Source organism: Streptomyces sp. NPDC030840, from assembly GCF_055572015.1.
In genome coordinates this window covers 108673-126918 of the sequence record NZ_JBVIEE010000011.1, presented here as the reverse complement: position 1 = coordinate 126918, position 18246 = coordinate 108673, and the positions used below count along the sequence as shown (strand labels likewise).

Annotated in this window: 12 protein-coding genes; 11 read left to right on the top strand and 1 reads right to left on the bottom strand. The window is 71.5% G+C overall.

The window, feature by feature from the left end:
- Positions 1–283: 283 nt before the first annotated feature.
- The 5 genes from ACZ49J_RS23945 (at position 284) to ACZ49J_RS23925 (ending at position 9889) form a co-directional block, all read left to right on the top strand.
- Positions 284–1072, top strand: coding sequence for an ABC transporter ATP-binding protein (locus ACZ49J_RS23945; protein WP_467452631.1), 789 nt, complete (start codon positions 284–286; stop codon positions 1070–1072).
- Positions 1069–3651 (top strand): ABC transporter permease, encoded by a 2583-nt coding sequence (locus tag ACZ49J_RS23940; protein WP_467452632.1) that lies wholly within the window; start codon positions 1069–1071, stop codon positions 3649–3651. Before ACZ49J_RS23945 ends, ACZ49J_RS23940 begins: the two co-directional genes overlap by 4 nt.
- 690 nt (positions 3652–4341) lie before the next feature.
- Entirely contained in the window at positions 4342–7896 is a 3555-nt protein-coding gene (gene mfd, locus ACZ49J_RS23935; protein ID WP_467452633.1) for a transcription-repair coupling factor, read from the top strand.
- A gap of 210 nt (positions 7897–8106) precedes the next feature.
- Positions 8107–8835 carry an HNH endonuclease family protein gene (locus tag ACZ49J_RS23930; protein ID WP_467452634.1) on the top strand — a complete coding sequence of 243 codons (729 nt, stop codon included), beginning with the start codon at positions 8107–8109 and terminating at the stop codon, positions 8833–8835.
- A 304-nt stretch (positions 8836–9139) separates the two neighbouring features.
- Positions 9140–9889, top strand: coding sequence for a GNAT family N-acetyltransferase (locus tag ACZ49J_RS23925; RefSeq protein ID WP_467452636.1), 750 nt, complete (start codon positions 9140–9142; stop codon positions 9887–9889).
- 36 nt (positions 9890–9925) lie between these two features.
- On the opposite strand, the gene ACZ49J_RS23920 is transcribed toward ACZ49J_RS23925, so the two are convergent.
- A complete protein-coding gene (locus ACZ49J_RS23920) occupies positions 9926–10672 on the bottom strand; it encodes a hypothetical protein (protein WP_467452637.1) in 747 nt (248 codons plus the stop codon).
- 255 nt (positions 10673–10927) lie between these two features.
- Here ACZ49J_RS23920 and ACZ49J_RS23915 point away from each other — a divergent pair, with 255 nt between their 5' ends.
- The 6 genes from ACZ49J_RS23915 to ACZ49J_RS23890 all read left to right on the top strand — a co-directional run bounded on the left by ACZ49J_RS23915 (position 10928) and on the right by ACZ49J_RS23890 (position 18237).
- Positions 10928–13042, top strand: a complete 2115-nt coding sequence (locus tag ACZ49J_RS23915) for an N-6 DNA methylase (RefSeq protein WP_467452638.1) — start codon at positions 10928–10930, stop codon at positions 13040–13042.
- A 186-nt stretch (positions 13043–13228) separates the two neighbouring features.
- Positions 13229–13834: a hypothetical protein gene (locus ACZ49J_RS23910; RefSeq protein ID WP_467452639.1), complete on the top strand. Its 606-nt coding sequence runs from the start codon at positions 13229–13231 to the stop codon at positions 13832–13834.
- Positions 13835–13872: 38 nt separating this feature from the next.
- On the top strand, positions 13873–15354 hold the full coding sequence (locus tag ACZ49J_RS23905; RefSeq protein WP_467452770.1) for a protein kinase domain-containing protein: 1482 nt from the start codon (positions 13873–13875) through the stop codon (positions 15352–15354).
- A 173-nt stretch (positions 15355–15527) separates the two neighbouring features.
- Positions 15528–16358, top strand: coding sequence for a glycoside hydrolase domain-containing protein (locus ACZ49J_RS23900; protein WP_467452640.1), 831 nt, complete (start codon positions 15528–15530; stop codon positions 16356–16358).
- Between the two features lie 183 nt (positions 16359–16541).
- Complete coding sequence (locus ACZ49J_RS23895; RefSeq protein ID WP_467452641.1) at positions 16542–17201, top strand: SurA N-terminal domain-containing protein; 660 nt, start codon at positions 16542–16544, stop codon at positions 17199–17201.
- Positions 17202–17259: 58 nt separating this feature from the next.
- A complete protein-coding gene (locus tag ACZ49J_RS23890; RefSeq protein WP_467452642.1) occupies positions 17260–18237 on the top strand; it encodes a nucleoside triphosphate pyrophosphohydrolase in 978 nt (325 codons plus the stop codon).
- The last annotated feature ends 9 nt before the right edge of the window (positions 18238–18246 follow it).

The window sequence follows — 18246 nt, the reverse complement described above, 5'->3', positions numbered from 1 at the left end:
AGGAGGAGAGGGGGCAGGGTCCTTCCTTAGCCTGGCTTTACGCCGCTGGGGGGCGGTCGGGGCGTACGGGGGTCGTACGGACCGCAGGTTCGGGGGTGGGGTTTTCCTCAGCACAGGACGGGGCTCGGCACCAGCGCGCCGGACCTTCCTCGGGGGCCAGAATCGTCGGCGTACCGCAGTACTTCGCAGTACTTCGCTCGTCGCTCTTCGCTTCCAGCACTTCCTCAGGACTCGCTTCCTCAGTAGGTCCTTCTCATCTGCTGACCGACATAGGAGACATACCGTGACATCGGCTGTGACCATCACCAGGCACGGGGGCACTGGAGGGACTACGGCCGTTGCCGCGCGGGCGCGGCAGGTCGTGAAGGCGTACGGGTCCGGAGAGACCCGTGTCGTCGCCCTCGATCACGTCGACGTGGACATCGCCCGCGGTCAGTTCACCGCGATCATGGGCCCCTCGGGGTCCGGCAAGTCGACGCTGATGCACTGCCTCGCCGGACTGGACACCGTGACCAGCGGTCAGATCTACCTGGACGAGACCGAGATCACCGGACTCAAGGACAAGAAGCTCACGCAGCTGCGCCGGGACCGGATCGGGTTCATCTTCCAGGCGTTCAACCTGCTGCCCACGCTGAACGCCCTCGAGAACATCACCCTGCCCATGGACATCGCAGGCCGCAAGCCGGACAAGGCGTGGCTGGGCCGGGTCGTGGACACCGTCGGGCTCTCGGACCGGCTCAAGCACCGGCCGACCCAGCTCTCCGGCGGTCAGCAGCAGCGCGTCGCCGTGGCCCGCGCCCTGGCGGCCCGGCCCGAGATCATCTTCGGTGACGAGCCGACCGGGAACCTGGACTCGCGGGCCGGCGCCGAGGTGCTGGGCTTCCTGCGTCGTTCGGTGGACGAGCTCGGGCAGACCATCGTCATGGTCACCCACGACCCGGTGGCTGCCTCGTACGCGGACCGCGTGCTGTACCTCGCCGACGGCCGCATCGTCGACGAGATGTACAAGCCGACCGCCGAGGCCGTGCTCGACCGCATGAAGGACTTCGACGCCCGGGGGCGCACGTCATGACCGTCATGAGAACCTCCCTGCGCAACTTCTTCGCGCACAAGGGACGGATGGCGCTGTCGGCCATCGCGGTCCTGCTGTCGGTGGCCTTCGTCACGGGGACCCTGGTCTTCACCGACACCATGTCCACCACCTTCGACAAGCTCTTCGCGGCCACGGCCTCCGACGTCACGGTCAGCGCCAAGGGCGCCTCGGACACCGGTGAGACGCAGTCCGACAACGGCAAGCCGCCGGTGATGCCCGCGTCCGTGCTGGGCGAGGTGCGCGGGACGGACGGGGTGAAGTCGGCCGAGGGGACGGTGTTCTCCACCTCGGTGACCGTCGTCGACGCCGACAAGGACAGCCTCTCGCCGTCGAGCGGCGCCCCGACCATCGTCGGCAACTGGAACGCCAACGACGCCCGCACCATGAAGATCTCCTCCGGTCAGGCGCCGCGCGGGCCGGACCAGATCATGGTCGACGCGGACACCGCCGACAAGCACGACCTGAAGCTCGGCGACGAGATCGGCGTCATCACGGCCGTCGGCACGCACCGGGCGAAGATCTCCGGCATCGCCGAGTTCCAGGTCACCAACCCCGGTGCCGCGATCTTCTACCTCGACACGAAGACCGCCCAGGAGTCCCTGGTCGGCGAGACCGGCGTCTACACCAACATCAACGTCACCGCGGCCTCCGGCTTCAGCGACGCGCAGCTGAAGAAGAGCGTCGCCTCGGCGCTGGGCGGCGGCTACCAGGTGCAGACGGCCAAGGAGGTCGCCGACGCCAACGCCGAGGAGGTCGGCGACTTCATGGGCGTGATGAAGTACGCCATGCTCGGCTTCGCCGGGATCGCCTTCCTCGTCGGCATCTTCCTGATCATCAACACCTTCTCGATGCTGGTCGCCCAGCGGACCCGTGAGATCGGCCTGATGCGGGCCATCGGCTCCTCGCGCAAGCAGGTCAACCGGTCCGTGCTGGTCGAGGCGCTGCTGCTCGGCGTCTTCGGCTCGGTCCTCGGTGTGGGCGCGGGCGTGGGCCTGGCCATCGGCTTGATGAAGCTCATGGGCGCCACGGGCATGAACCTGTCCACGGACGACCTCACCGTCGCCTGGACCACCCCGGTGGTCGGCCTGCTGCTCGGCGTCGTGGTCACCGTGCTCGCCGCGTACCTGCCCGCACGACGGGCCGGCAAGGTCTCCCCGATGGCCGCGCTGCGGGACGCGGGAGCTCCGGCCGACGCCAGGTCCGGTGTCGTACGGGCCGTGCTGGGCCTGGTCCTGACGGGCGCCGGCGGCTACGGCCTCTACCTCGCCTCCCAGGCGGACAAGGCGAGCGAGGGCTCGATGTGGCTGGGCGGCGGTGTGGTGCTGTCGCTGATCGGTTTCGTCGTCATCGGTCCGGTGCTCGCGAGCGGTGTGGTGCGGGTGCTCGGCGCCCTGGTGCTGCGGATCTTCGGCCCGGTCGGGCGGATGGCCGAGCGCAACGCGCTGCGCAACCCGCGGCGTACGGGGGCGACGGGCGCGGCGCTGATGATCGGCCTGGCGCTGGTGGCGTGCCTGTCTGTCGTGGGCTCCTCCATGGTGGCCTCGGCGACGGACCAGCTGGACAAGACGGTCGGCACGGACTTCATCATCCAGTCGGACAGCGGCCAGCTGATCACCTCGCAGGCCGTGAAGGCGGCGGAGTCGGCCGAGGACCTCACCGGCGTCACCCAGTACAAGTGGACCGAGGCCGACTTCACCACGCCCGACGGCAAGACCCTCAAGGACACCGCGATCACGGCCGCCGACCCGTCGTACGCGACGGACCTGCGCACCGAGACGGTCGCCGGAGATCTCAAGGACGCCTACAAGCCGGACTCGATGTCCGTCCACGAGGAATTCGCCAAGGACCACGGCGTCAGGGTCGGCTCCACGATCACGGTCGCGTTCAAGGACGGCAGGGCACCGGCCGAGCTGACGGTCCGCGCGATCACCAGCAGTGACGTCGTCATCGACGCGGGCGCGATGTACACGTCCATCGACACGATGGCCAAGTACGTCCCCGCCGACAAGATGCCGCTGGACTCACTGCTCTTCGCCTCGGCGAAGGAGGGCAAGGAGGCGGCCGCGTACACGTCGCTCAAGGCCGCGCTCGACGACTACCCGCAGTACAAGGTCCGCGACCAGACCGACTACAAGGAAGCGCTGAAGGACCAGATCGGCCAGCTCCTGAACATGATCTACGGTCTGCTCGCGCTGGCGATCATCGTCGCGATCCTGGGTGTGGTGAACACCCTGGCTCTCTCGGTGGTCGAGCGGACGAGGGAGATCGGCCTGATGCGCGCGATCGGCCTCTCCCGCCGTCAGCTGCGCCGCATGATCCGCCTGGAGTCGGTGGTGATCGCCCTCTTCGGTGCCCTGCTGGGCCTGGGCCTGGGCATGGGCTGGGGCGCGACCGCCCAGCAGCTCCTCGCCCTGGAGGGCATGAAGGTCCTGGACATCCCGTGGCCGACGATCACGGCGGTCTTCCTGGGCTCGGCGTTCGTGGGACTGTTCGCGGCGCTGGTCCCGGCGTTCCGGGCGGGGCGGATGAACGTGCTGAACGCGATCGCGACGGAGTAGCCGCCGCCGGCCTTTGGTGGCCTTTGGCGAACGGGGGTACGGCGGGAGCCCGGTGCCGGGGAGTGACGCCACTCCCGGGCACCGGGCTCGTGCCCTTTCCCTCCGGGGGCCGGCGGGGGGTGGAGGGTGCCTGAGGTTTGTGGGTGGCTTTCCCACCGTCGTGGCTTGTCGCGCAGTTCCCCGCGCCCCTCAGGGGCGCGTCTTCCGCGCGTCGTCGGGTGTCTGGCCCGCCGTCGTGGCTTGGGCGCGCCGCGAGGTCTCCGTCCTCGGTCCGGCGGTGCTCCGGGTGTGTGAGGTCCTCGGTGGCGGACGCCGGCCGCTGCGGGCGGACACCTCCCGGCACACCCCCTCGGGCACGTACGCGGCTGCGGGTGCGTGGTGGATGACGGTGCGTTGTGACGCCGGGTGCGGGCCCGTGCTCTTAGGGGCGCGGGGAACTGCGCGACGAGCCACAACGCACCTGCAGCCGCCCACGGAAAACTCCCGGCAGACGAGGCCGCGGACGGTGGCCTGGGGCGGAGCCCCAGGGACGGGGCCCCGACTCCGGGAAGGTCACCAAGAAGGGGTCACCCACAGGACCGGCCCAAGCGAGCGCAGCGCCGTCGTACTCTGGACACCCCCGGCCCGTGAGACGTGTCGGGCCCTTCGCGTTGCCCACCGAAGCGTTCAAAAGCGGGATGGAAGCCCTTCATGAGCCTGCACGGTCTGCTCGACGTCGTCGTCAAGGACACGGCCCTCGCGGAAGCGATCACGGCGGCCACCGACGGCAACCGCACCCACGTCGACCTGGTGGGCCCGCCCGCCGCCCGGCCGTTCGCGGTGGCCGCCCTGGCCCGGGACGCCGGCAGACCCGTACTCGCCGTGACGGCGACCGGCCGTGAGGCGGAGGACCTGGCGGCCGCGCTGAGGTCGCTGCTGCCACCGGACGGCGTCGTGGAGTACCCCTCCTGGGAGACCCTCCCGCACGAGCGGCTGAGCCCGCGCAGCGACACCGTGGGACGGCGCCTCGCCGTGCTGCGGCGGCTCGCGCACCCGAGCCCCGACGACCCCGAGACCGGACCGGTCTCCGTGGTCGTCGCGCCCGTACGCTCCGTGCTCCAGCCGCAGGTCAAGGGGCTGGGGGAGCTTGAGCCCGTGGCCCTGCGCACCGGGCAGACCGCCGACCTCAACGAGGTCGTGGACGCGCTCGCGGCAGCCGCGTACTCCAGGGTGGAGCTCGTCGAGAAGCGCGGCGAGTTCGCCGTGCGCGGTGGCATCCTCGACGTGTTCCCGCCCACCGAGGAGCACCCCCTCCGGGTGGAGTTCTGGGGCGACGACGTCGAGGAGATCCGGTACTTCAAGGTCGCCGACCAGAGGTCCCTGGAGGTCGCCGAGCACGGCCTGTGGGCGCCGCCCTGCCGTGAGCTGCTGCTGACGGACGACGTACGGCGGCGGGCCGCGGCGCTCGCGGAGCAGCACCCCGAGCTGGGCGAGCTGCTGGGCAAGCTCGCCGAGGGCATCGCCGTGGAGGGCATGGAGTCCCTCGCGCCCGTGCTCGTCGACGACATGGAGCTGCTCCTTGACGTGCTGCCCAAGGGTGCCATGGCCGTGGTGTGCGATCCGGAGCGCGTACGGACGCGGGCCGCCGACCTGGTGGCCACCAGCCAGGAGTTCCTGCAGGCGTCCTGGGCCGCGACCGCGGGCGGCGGCGAGGCTCCCATCGACGTCGGCGCGGCCTCCCTGTGGTCCATCGCCGACGTGCGCGACCGGGCCCGCGAGCTGGACATGATGTGGTGGTCGGTGTCCCCGTTCGCCGCCGACGAGGAGCTCACGGAAACATATGCCGCTGACGCGGCGGGGGACACGCTGAAGCTCGGCATGCACGCCCCCGAGTCGTACCGGGGCGACACCGCGAAGGCCCTCGCCGACACCAAGGGCTGGCTCGCCGACGGCTGGCGCGCGGTCTTCGTGACCGAGGCGCACGGCCCGGCCGCCCGTACGGTCGAGGTACTGGGCGGCGAGGGCATCGCGGCCCGCCTCGACGCGGACCTCGCCGATATCAGCCCGTCCGTGGTGCACGTGGCCTGCGGTTCGATCGACTACGGCTTCGTCGACCCGCGGCTGAAGCTGGCCGTGCTCACGGAGACCGACCTCTCCGGCCAGAAGGCGGCAGGCAAGGACGGCGCCCGGATGCCGGCGCGCCGCCGCAAGACCATCGACCCGCTGACCCTGGAGTCCGGCGACTACATCGTGCACGAGCAGCACGGCGTCGGCCGGTACATCGAGATGGTCCAGCGGACGGTGCAGGGCGCGACCCGCGAGTACCTGGTCGTCGAGTACGCGCCCGCCAAGCGCGGCCAGCCCGGCGACCGCCTCTACATCCCCACCGACCAGCTGGAGCAGATCACCAAGTACGTCGGCGGGGAGGCGCCCACGCTGCACCGGCTGGGCGGCGCCGACTGGACGAAGACCAAGGCGCGCGCGAAGAAGGCGGTCAAGGAGATCGCGGCCGACCTGATCAAGCTGTACAGCGCGCGCATGGCGGCCCCCGGGCACGCCTTCGGGGCGGACACGCCCTGGCAGCGCGAGCTGGAGGACGCCTTCCCGTACGCCGAGACCCCCGACCAGCTGACGACGATCGCCGAGGTCAAGGAGGACATGGAGAAGTCGGTCCCCATGGACCGGCTCATCTGCGGCGACGTCGGCTACGGCAAGACCGAGATCGCCGTGCGCGCCGCCTTCAAGGCGGTGCAGGACGGCAAGCAGGTCGCGGTGCTCGTACCGACGACCCTGCTGGTGCAGCAGCACTTCGGGACGTTCAGCGAGCGGTACTCGCAGTTCCCCGTGAACGTACGGGCGCTGTCCCGTTTCCAGACGGACACGGAGGCGAAGGCCACCCTGGAGGGCCTGCGGGACGGTTCGGTCGACATCGTCATCGGCACGCACCGGCTGTTCTCGTCCGAGACGAAGTTCAAGGACCTGGGGCTCGTCATCGTGGACGAGGAGCAGCGGTTCGGCGTCGAGCACAAGGAGCAGCTGAAGAAGCTGCGGGCGAACGTGGACGTGCTGACCATGTCCGCGACGCCGATCCCGAGGACGCTGGAGATGGCGGTGACGGGCATCCGCGAGATGTCGACGATCACCACCCCGCCGGAGGAGCGCCACCCGGTCCTGACCTTCGTCGGCCCGTACGAGGAGAAGCAGATCGGCGCGGCCGTCCGCAGGGAACTGCTGCGCGAGGGCCAGGTCTTCTACATCCACAACCGGGTCGAGTCGATCGACCGGGCGGCGGCCAGGCTGCGGGAGATCGTCCCGGAGGCGCGGATCGCGACCGCGCACGGCCAGATGTCGGAGCAGGTGCTGGAGCAGGTGGTCGTCGACTTCTGGGAGAAGAAGTTCGACGTGCTGGTCTCCACGACCATCGTCGAGTCGGGCATCGACATCTCGAACGCCAACACGCTGATCGTGGAGCGCGGCGACAACTTCGGTCTCTCGCAGCTGCACCAGCTTCGCGGGCGCGTCGGCCGGGGTCGTGAGCGCGGGTACGCGTACTTCCTCTACCCGCCGGAGAAGCCGCTGACGGAGACGGCCCACGAGCGGCTCGCCACCATCGCCCAGCACACCGAGATGGGCGCCGGCATGTACGTGGCGATGAAGGACCTGGAGATCCGCGGAGCGGGCAACCTGCTCGGCGGCGAACAGTCCGGGCACATCGCGGGCGTCGGTTTCGACCTGTACGTACGGATGGTGGGCGAGGCCGTCGCGGACTACCGCGCCTCGCTGGAGGGCGGTGTGGAGGAGGAGCCGCCGCTGGAGGTCAAGATCGAGCTGCCGGTCGACGCCCACGTCCCGCACGACTACGCGCCGGGCGAGCGGCTGCGCCTCCAGGCGTACCGGGCGATCGCGTCGGTGAACACCGAGGACGACATCAGGTCCGTACGCGAGGAACTCGTCGACCGCTACGGCAAGTTGCCCGAGCCGGTGGAGAACCTGCTGCTCGTGGCGGGCCTGCGGATGCTCGCGCGGGCGTGCGGTGTGGGCGAGATCGTGCTCCAGGGCAACAACATCCGTTTCGCACCGGTGGAGTTGAGGGAGTCCCAGGAGCTGCGGGTCAAGCGCCTGTACCCGGGTGTCGTCATCAAGCCCGCGGTCCACCAGGTCCTGGTTCCGCGCCCGAAGACCGCCAAGGTGGGCGGCAAGCCGCTGGTCGGGCGGGAGTTGCTGGGGTGGACGGGGGAGTTCCTGACGTCGATCCTGGGGTCGTAGACCCGGCTGCCGGTCTGCCCGGCCTGGTCGGCTTGCCCGGCCTGGTCGGCCTGCCTGGCGTGTTCGGCCTGTCCGGCCTGTTCGTGACGTACCGCATGTGCGGGTCCGGTGTGCATCCGCGGCCCGTACGGGTACCTGGACGGCCGCACGTCCACCGCCGCTACGGTGATGGTCAGGTCAAGGTCGGAGCAGGGCGAAGGAGGGCCTCGCGTGATACGTCCGAGGGGTGGGAGCAGCGCGGTCGTCGCACTGGCGATGGTCACCGCTGTCGCCGTCAGCGGCTGCAAGAACGAGTTGGCGGGGTCCCCGGCTCCGGAGACCACGCCGGCCGGCACCGGTGACGTGCTCACCGCCGTCGACTCGCTCACCGTCAAGGGCCGGGCGCCCAAGACGGGGTACGAGCGGGACAACTTCGGCAGCGCGTGGGCCGACACGGACTCGAACGACTGCGACACCCGCGACGACATCCTCAAACGCGACCTGAAAAACGTGAAGTTCAAGGACGGCGACTGCGCGGTGGCCTCCGGTGAGCTGAACCCCGACCCCTACACCGGCGGGGAGGTCACCTTCACGCGCGGCCACAGCCGGATCGACGTGGACCATCTCGTCGCGCTCTCGGACGCCTGGCAGAAGGGCGCCCAGCAGTGGGACGCGAGCAAGCGCATAGCCCTGGCAAACGACCCCCTCAACCTCCTCGCGGTGGACGCCGGGACCAACCGCAGCAAGGGTGACGGCGACGCGGCGACCTGGCTCCCGCCCAACAAGTCCTACCGCTGCACGTACGTGGCCGCGCAGGTCGCCGTGAAGAAGAAGTACGGCCTGTGGGTCACCGAGGCGGAGAAGAACGCCATGAAGCGCGTCCTGTCCGGCTGCCCCGACCAGAAACTCCCGTCCGGCGGCAACCCGACGAAGGCACCGGCACGGTTCCACGCGGACTGAGATGCAGCCCTGCATCCAACCCGCCCGCAAATCCAGCGCCTCCGGCCCTGGCTTCCAGCCCCTCCGGCGTTTGAGGAGCGGAGGTCCGGGGGCCGGCCCCCGAAACGGGGTCCGGGGCGGAGCCCCGAAAGGATGGGGGGCCAGGGGGCGCAGCCCCCGTGGCCGGGGTCGAAGGGGCGGAGCCCCTGGGGATGGGATGGGTAGGGGCGGCGGGGGCGAGACCCCTCGGACACACGACCGCGGCCCGCCCGGCGCGAAGGAAAACCCCTCGACCGAACCCACCCCGGCCCCTACCGTCACCCCCATGGAGCTGAAGGTCTGGGGACTCGACGAGCGGCCCGAGATGCGGGAGAGGGTGCTCGGGATGGCCGACACCTGGCCCGAGTTCATCCGCCAGGACCCGGTGGGCAACGCGCACTACGGACGGATCGCCCGGGAACTGCCGGAGCACGTGCTGTTCGCGGAGGACGAGCACGGCGAGGTGGTCGCCCACGCCCACAGCGTGCCCGTCGCGCTCGCCGACGAGGACGGCACCGCGGGGGAACTCCCCGCGCGGGGCTGGGACGAGATGCTCGTACGGGCCTTCACCGACCTGCGGTACGGCACCCCGCCCGACACGGTCAGCGCGATCTCCATCGTGGTCGCACCGCACGCACAGGGCACGGGCCTGTCGGCCCGGATGCTCTCCGCGATGCGGGACAACGCGCGGGCGCGCGGCTTCCGTGAGGTCGTCGCCCCGGTCCGGCCCAGCGCCAAGCACCTGGAGCCGCGTACGCCGATCGAGGAGTACGCGTACCGGGTGCGCGACGACGGGCTGCCGTACGACCCGTGGCTGCGCGTCCACGTCCGGGCGGGCGCCACGATCGAGGCCGTGGCGCCCGCGTCGATGACCGTGTCGGCCTCGCTCGACGAGTGGCGGGCGTGGACGGGGCTGCCCTTCGACACCGAGGGACTCGTGGAGGTGCCGGGCGCGCTCGTGCCGGTCCACTGTGAACCGGAGCGCGGCTACGCGGTGTACGTCGAGCCCAACGTGTGGGTGCGCCACACGTTGTGAGCGCCCGGATCCGCCGGCCGTCCGGCCCGCCGGCGGTCAGCCGCCCAGCGCGTCCAGGTCCAGCACCTTGCCCTTGGGGGCCTCGGCCGGCACCGGCTTGTTGTAGTCGCTGAAGGTGACGTCGCCCGGGTCCTTCGCCGACTTGCTGACGACGCGGAGCAGGTACGGCTTGCCCTCGGTGGCGACGTACGCCGTGTAACGGTCCTTGCCGTCCTTTTCGCTGAGCACGATCGCCTCCGTGCCCTCGACGGTGGTGGTCTTGCCGCGCTCGGCGGTCGAGCGCTCGTCCCCGAACTCGGCGAGCACGGTGTCGAGGTCGCAGAAGCTCGCGAGGTCCTTGGCGTCAGCGCCGGTCGCGTCCGCCTTGACCCACTTGTCGGCCATCATGTCCACGGCGGCCTGGGTCTCCTCCTTGGAGGAGCCCTCGGACTGCGCTCGCAGGAACGCCTCGTCGAACTTCATGTAGACGGTGTCGCCGGTCTTGACCAGCTCGATGCCACCGCCGTCCATGGACATCGTCCCGGCGCAGTCGCCCTTCCTGTTGAGCGCGATGTCCATCGTGATCGTGCTGCCGCTCTCGTCGTCGGGCACCTCGCCCTTGAGCCGGAGCGAGGTGGCGCTCTTCGTGGCGTCCACGGCCCGTTCGGCGATCTCGCCGCCGGTCAGCCCGGCGAACGGCCCCTTCGGCTTGCTGTCCGCCTTGTCCGTGCCGGGCAGGCAGCCGGTGAGTGTGACGGTGGCCGCGGCGGCGATGCAGACAGCGGCGAGTGCGGTGCGACGCATGGATGGTCCCCCCAGAGACGCGTGATCACCCTGCTCGAAGCTGTCGAAACTGTCGAAGTCGCTCGAAGCAGAGGGCTTGTTCGATGAGTCAATGAGACCATGGGTTGTGAACCCAGTCAACACGACTTATGTCATGTAGTCCGTACACGGTCGTGAAGCGGATTCATGTGGCTCCCGTCGGTATGCTCGGCGTCACACGGGGCCAGGGCACACGGGCGATGGCGCTCACAGACCGGGCAGAGGGGAGCCGAGCGCGTGCAGGACAACGGGACAGAGGTGACCGCGGCGGGGATCGCGCGGCTCGCCGGAGTCGGTCGCGCCGCCGTCAGCAACTGGCGCCGCCGCCACGCCGACTTCCCGAGACCGGTCGGCGGCACCGAGGCCAGTCCGTCGTTCGCCCTCGCCGAGGTCGAGGCATGGCTCCGCAAGCAGGGCAAGCTCGCCGAGGTGCCCCTCAGGGAACGGGTGTGGCAGCAGCTCGCCGGCCACCCCGCTGGACCGGTCACCGCCCTGGTGCACACGGGCTGTGTCCTCCTGCTCGTCCACGACCGCCACCCCGTCTGGCTGGAGGTGAGCGCGGGCTCCGACCAGCGTCTCGCCAAGCTGCTGCCCAACTCCCTCGACCAGGTGCTCACCCCCCGCTTCGGCATGGTCCGCCGGCCCGCCGTCGAGACTCCGACGGCCGCCGCGCTGCTGCCCTCGGTGCCGTTGCTGCGCGGCGCCGCCGAGCTCGCGGCCGAGACGGGTGCCCGGCAGACGTTCGAGTTCCTGCTGGCCCGCCACCTCGACGCCAACCCGCGCCAGTACACGCCGACTCCTGCCGGGCTCGCCCGTCTGATGGCCGACCTCGCCGGGCAGGCGACCACGGTGCTGGACCCCGCCTGCGGCACCGGAGCGCTGCTGCACGCCGTGGAACCCCGCCCGGACCAGGAGCTGTTCGGCCAGGACAGCTCCCCCGGGCAGGCGGCTCTCACCGCGCTCCGGCTCGCCCTGCACACCCGGTCCACCGTCCGCACGGCCGCCGCCGACAGCCTGCGCGCGGACACCTGCGGCACGCTCAGGGCGGACGCGGTCCTGTGCCACCCGCCGTTCAACGAGCGCAACTGGGGCCATGACGAACTCGCCTACGACCCGCGCTGGGAGTACGGTTTCCCGGCCCGCACCGAGTCCGAACTGGCCTGGGTGCAGCACGCGCTGGCCCGTATGCGAGAGGGCGGCACCGCCGTCCTGCTGATGCCTCCGGCCGCGGCCAGCCGCCGCTCCGGGCGCCGTATCCGCGCCGACCTGCTGCGCCGGGGCGCCCTGCGCGCGGTCGTCGCCCTGCCCGCGGGCGCGGCGCCCCCGCACAACCTCCCGCTGCACCTGTGGGTGCTGCGCAGGCCCGACAGGGCGCCCGCACAGCCCGAGGTGCTGCTCGTCGACGCCGGACAGCTCGTCGACGGAGGCGGCCCGGCCGCCCCGGCCGAGCGTGGCCGTGATGCCGGTGGCCGTGAACACGGCGGCCGGTGGGGGCACCTCCCACGCCCTCAAGGCAGTGGGGGAGTGCTCGACCGGGAGGAGGTACGCGCCGCCGTCCTGGAGACCTGGCGGTCCTTCGACCGCGACGGCACCGTGCCGGAACAGCCGGGCGTGAGCCGGTCCGTACCCGTCATCGAACTCCTGGACGACGACGTGGACCTGGCGCCGGCCCGCCATCTGCCGCCCCCGGCCTCGCCCGGCGGCACCGCGGACCTGCCGGAGGTCCGCGAACGCCTCAGCCGGACACTGCGCCTGACCGCCGATCTGACGCCCCCGGCCGTCGACGAGGCCCAGCCCGTGCGCTGGCCCCTGACCACCGTCGGTGAACTCGCGCGCGGGGGCGCCCTGTTGTTGCGGACGGGCGGACACGGGGCCCACGCGCGCGTGCTCACCGACCATGACGTCCTCTCCGGCACGGCGCCCTCGGGGACACTGCCCGAGACCGGGGAACCGCCCGTCCTCGTCGAGCGGGGGGACGTCGTCGTGCCCGTACTCGGCGGTGGCGCCGTCGCGCGCGTGGTCGACGAGGCGACCGCCGGCGCGGCCCTCGGCCGCAACCTCACCCTGTTGCGGCCCGACCCCGACGCCCTCGACCCGTGGTTCCTCGCCGGCTTCCTGCGCGGCACCGCCAACCATCGCCAGGCCAGCAGTCACGCCTCCACCGCCACCCGGCTCGACGTGCGGCGCCTGAACCTGCCCCGCCTCCCGCTCGACCAGCAGCGCCGCTACGGCGAACGGTTCCGCGCCCTGGCGGAGTTCGAGGACGCGCTGCGCCTCGCGGGCCGCCTCGGCGAGCGGCTCGTACGCGGCATGTACGACGGCCTGACCGAGGGGACGGTCGCACCGGACTGAACGGATGGTCTCCTTCCGCGCCCCGCCGCGCGCTGACCGACGTCCCCGGCGACCGGCGGCGCGAAAACGGCGGTGTGGAACGGTGCGGCAACGGTTGCCCACAACCCTGGACGGCCTGTCCGTGTCGACCTATACGCTCGACTACGACACAGCACGTCCGCCCTCATCAGGCCACCAGGAGCAGCCATGCACGGCCCCGGCTACGCGCCGCCACCGCCTCACCGCCCCACGCAGGGCGTACGGATCACCCTGCGGGTGGTCTTCGTGGCGCTGGCCGTCCTGAGCTGCGGTTTCTTCGCGTGGCCGAGCATGCTGAGGCTCGCTCTCGTGACCCGGAAGCCGCTCGACTGGGCCCTGCTCGTGCTGTCGATGGTGCACATCTCCGTCGTCATCACGCTGATCGCCCTCGACCCGGGCGACGAGGAGTTCACCTCGACCGGCAACACCGGGATGTGGCTGATGATCAGCGGCATGGTGTTCATCGTCGCGTACTACCTGTTCGCGGACATACGCCACTTCAGCGGGCCCGGTGCGATGGCGTACGCGCAGACCACGGGCGGCTACGCCCAGCCGCAGACGGGCTACGGCTACCCGGGCCCCCAGCCCTTCCCGCCCGCCCCGCCGGTCCAGCAGCAGACGCCCGCCCAGCCGCAACCGCCCGTACCACCCCAGCCGCAGCCGCAGCCGCAGCAGGCGCAGCCCCAGCGCCCGTCACCCGCGCGCATCGACCAGGTGCGCGCCGAGCTCGACGAGCTCAGTGACTACCTGCGCAAGCACGAGGGCGGCAGGTGAGCGGCGGGACGGGACGCGTCGTCGCGGGTCGCTACGAACTGTCCACGCTCATCGGCCAGGGCGGCATGGGCCAGGTCTGGACGGCCTACGACCAGCGCCTCGACCGCCGTGTGGCCGTCAAGCTGCTGCGCCCCGACAGGGTCGCGGGCCACGAGGCCGACGAGCTGCGCCGCCGCTTCCTGCGCGAGTGCCGGGTCACCGCGCAGGTCGACCACCCCGGTCTGGTCACGGTCCACGACGCGGGCAGCGAGGGCGAGGAGCTGTTCCTCGTCATGCAGTACATCGACGGCGCCGACCTCTCCGACCACCTCGCCGAGCACGACCCGTACCCCTGGCAGTGGACGGTCTCGGTGGCCGCCCAGCTGTGCGCCGTGCTGTCGGCCGTGCACGCGGTCCCCATCGTCCACCGCGACCTGAAACCGCGGAACGTGATGGTCAAGCAGGACGGCACGGTCACCGTCCTCGACCTGGGCGTCGCCTCCGTCATGGACACGGACACGACCCGCCTGACGCACACCGGCTCCCCCATCGGCAGCCCCGCCTACATGGCCCCCGAGCAAGCGATGGGCGGCGCCGTCGGCCCGTACACCGACCTCTACGCGCTGGGCGTGCTCATGCACGAACTGCTCAGCGGGAACGTTCCGTTCGCGGGCTCCACCGCCCTCGGCGTCCTCCACCGCCACCTCTACGAGCCCCCGGTCCCGGTCCGCCGCATGCGCCCCGAGGTGCCCGAGCCCCTGGAGGCGCTCGTGCTGCGCCTGCTGGCCAAGGACCCGCAGCACCGGCCCGGGTCCGCGCAGGAGACGTACGAGCAGCTCCTCCCGCTGCTCCCCGCGCGCGGGATGCCCACCGGCGCCCCGCTCGACCCCACCCGCCCGTTCCTGCGCCCGCACGCGCCCTGGCCGGACCGCGCCCGCACGCCCGCGCCGCAGCCCCAGGCCGCGCCCGCCGTCGACAGACCCGATGTCGCGGGCGCCGTCGACGAGGTCAAGCGGCTGCTCGGCGAGGGCCGCATCACCCAGGCCGTCGACATCCTCGGCCAGATCCTCCCGGCGGCGGCCTCCCAGCACGGCGAGCACTCACCCGTCGTCCGCACCCTGCGCAAGCAGTACGCGGCGACTCTCATGGACGACGGCCAGTACCGCCGCGCCCTGCCCGAGCTGCGCCGCCTCGCCGACGAGCGGGCCAAGGAGGCGGGCCAGGCCGACCCCCAGTCCCTGCGCTACCGCTACGACGCCGCCCAGTGCCTGGAGCAGCTCGGCGAGGCGGCCGCCGCGCTCGCCGAGTACCGCTCCCTGCTGCCGTACTACGAGAACCAGTACGTCGCCGGGGACCCCGAGCTCTCCCTGGACGTCCGCCGCCGCATCGGCCACCTCCTCCTCGCCCTCGGTGACCGCGCCGCGGCCCACGACACCCTGGCCCGCCTGCTGCACGACGTGGAACGGCTCAGGGGACCCGGCCACCCCCTGGCCACGGAGGTACGGCGGACGCTCCAGTGGCTGGGCCAGGTGCGCGGCTGAGCGGTTTTTGCGTCACCTTGGCCGAATCTTGTCGTGATCACGGTGCGGGGTTTCCCTGACCCAGGACGGCCGCCGGTTAGCTTACGGTGCGTTGTGCGGCGTTCCCGTTGTCCAACGTTCCGCGTCAAGCCAACAGGCGTACCAAGCCAACAGGCGTACCAAGGGGTGGGGTCATGGCCGGCCATCGGCAGTCGAAGAAGCGCAGATACGCGGCGTGGGCCGCGGCCGGGGCCGTCGTGCTCGCCGGCGCCGGCGTCGCCGCGCAGAACTCCCTCGCCACGACCACGAGCTGGCCGGCCGCCAAGATCTACACGGGCCGCGCCTTCGACACCTGCACGGCACCGTCCCTGTCCGCGATGAAGGCCTGGCACACCGGCTTCTACGGCGCGGCCGCCGTCTACGTCGGCGGGAAGAACCGCGGCTGCTCCCAGCCCAACCTCACCGCCTCCTGGGTGAAGTCCGTCAGCTCCGTCGGCTGGAAGCTCGTCCCGCTCTACGTCGGCGCCCAGCCGCCCTGCCAGAGCGGCTCCAGTCCCGAGGTGATCAGCGCCTCCACCGCCGCCTCCCAGGGCTCCGCGGACGGAACCGACGCCGTGACGAAGGCCTCCGCGCTCGGCATGAAGCCGGGCAGCGCGCTCTACCTCGACATGGAGGCGTACGACATCACGAACGCGGCCTGCGACGACGCGGTCCTCACGTACGTCCGGGCCTGGCAGAAGGCGGTCCACGCCAAGCTGTACCGCACCGGGTTCTACGGCTTCAGCAGCTCCAGCGCCAAGGCCGTCGCCACCGCGACCGACCGCACCAACCTGCCGGGCAACCTCTGGTACGCCAAGTGGGACAAGGTCAACACCACGACCACCGACTGGCCGTTCGACCCGGCGCTGTACACCGGGCACCACCGCGCGCACCAGTACATGGTCAACAGCAGGGAGTCGCGCGGCGGCTACACCATCACCGTGGACCGGGACGCCTGGGACGCACCGGTGGCGGTCACGGGCTGAGAACGGCAGCGGCGGAGCGGCCGAGCGACAGGCGGCGGTGCCCGAAGCCGCGGTGAATCGTTGGTCCTGGGGCATCCCGCGCACGAAGTGCCGGGGGAAGGCTGGCCTGGAGCACGGTCACTGCCTACCATCGATCACCGCAAGACTTTGTGCACCGTCGCACAATCTCCTCGGGAGGCCAACTTGCACCGCCGCCGTCGTACCGCGTTCGTCCTCTCCGCCGTGATCGTCGCCGCGGCGCCCCTTCTCACCGCCTGCGGGAACGACGCGCATCCCGGCGCGGCGGCCGTCGTCGGCGGCCAGCGGATCACCGTCGCGCAACTGGAGACCCGGGTGAACGAGGTGCGCGAGGCACAGCGGGCCGCCACCGTGGACGAGGCCCAGTACGAGCAGATCATCGCCCGCACGGGCGGTCTCACCCGCGACACCCTGCACAGCATGGTCCTGGACAGGGTCCTGGCGGGCGCGGCCGAGGACGCCGGGGCCGACGTCAGCCGCAGGGACGTCCAGGACTTCCGCGCCTCCCTGGAGCAGCAGGCGGGCGGAGCGAAGGCCCTGGAGACGACCTGGCTGCAGCAGTACGGTGTGGCCCCTCAGCGCCTCGACGACAGCCTCCGCACCGAGGTCCTGGCCCAGAAGCTGGCCGCCGCCCTCGGCGCCGACATGAGCACCGACGCGGGCAAGGCCACCTTCTGGAAGGCCCTCTCCGACGCCTCGAAGAAACTCGACGTCGACCTCAACCCGCGCTACGGCGCCTGGGACGTGCAGAAGAGCAGCCGCGTGGACGCGAAGACGCCCTGGGTACGGGAGATCACGGCGGCGGCACAGCCGCAGTCGGCGTGAACCACGCTGCCTGTGGACAACTTCTGGTGGCGGCGGTGGCGTGGGTTACGTTCGATCCGTGAACGCAACCAGCCCAGACGGCGCCACCGGCCGCATCGTCCTGCTCACCACCAGCCACCGCGTAGCACCGGGCCTGCTCTCCTGGCCGGCCTGGCAGGCTCTGCACGGCGCGGACCGCGTCCTGTGCGCCGACGGTGAGCACCCGCAGCTGCCCTACCTCCGTGAGGCGGGCATAGCGGTCGAGGTGGCGGCCCCGACCGCCCAGGAGCTGGTCGACGCCTGCGCGGGCGGCCGCACGCTGGTCGTGGTGGCCGTGGGCGAGGGCGAGCCGCACCTCACCGACGGCCTGGCCCGCCTCGCCGGTTCGGGCCGCGTGGCGATGCCCGAGCTGGAGCTGCTCCCCGCCTCGTACGACCTGCCGGGCGCCCGCCTCCTCGACCTCGTCCAGGTCATGGACCGCATCCGCGCCGAGTGCCCCTGGTCGTCCCAGCAGACCCACAAGGGCCTGGCGAAGTACGGCATCGAGGAGGCGTACGAGCTGGTGGAGGCGATCGAGGAGGGCGATCGCGACGAACTCCGCGAGGAACTGGGCGACGTCCTCCTCCAGGTCGTCTTCCACGCCCGTATCGCCGAGGAGGACCCCGAGGCACCCTTCTCCATCGACGACGTCGCCGGTGGCATCGTCGCCAAGCTCATCCACCGCCACCCCCATGTCTTCGGCGACGAGACGGCCACCACCCCGGAGGAGGTCAAGGCGCACTGGCTGCGCACGAAGGCCTTGGAGAAGCGGCGCGAGTCGGTGACGGACGGCATACCCCTGGGCCAGCCGGGCCTGGCCCTCGCGGCCAAGCTCGCGTCGCGCGTACGGACGGCGGGCCTGGACGTTCCGCTGCCGGCGGGTGAGGGCATCGGGTACGCACTGCTGGCGACAGCCGTCGAGGCCGAGGCGGCAGGCGTCGACCCGGAGGCGGCACTGCGGGTGGCCGCGCGGGCCTACCGGGACGCGGTGCGGGCCGCCGAGGGACTGGAGGCCTAGGAGCCCCCT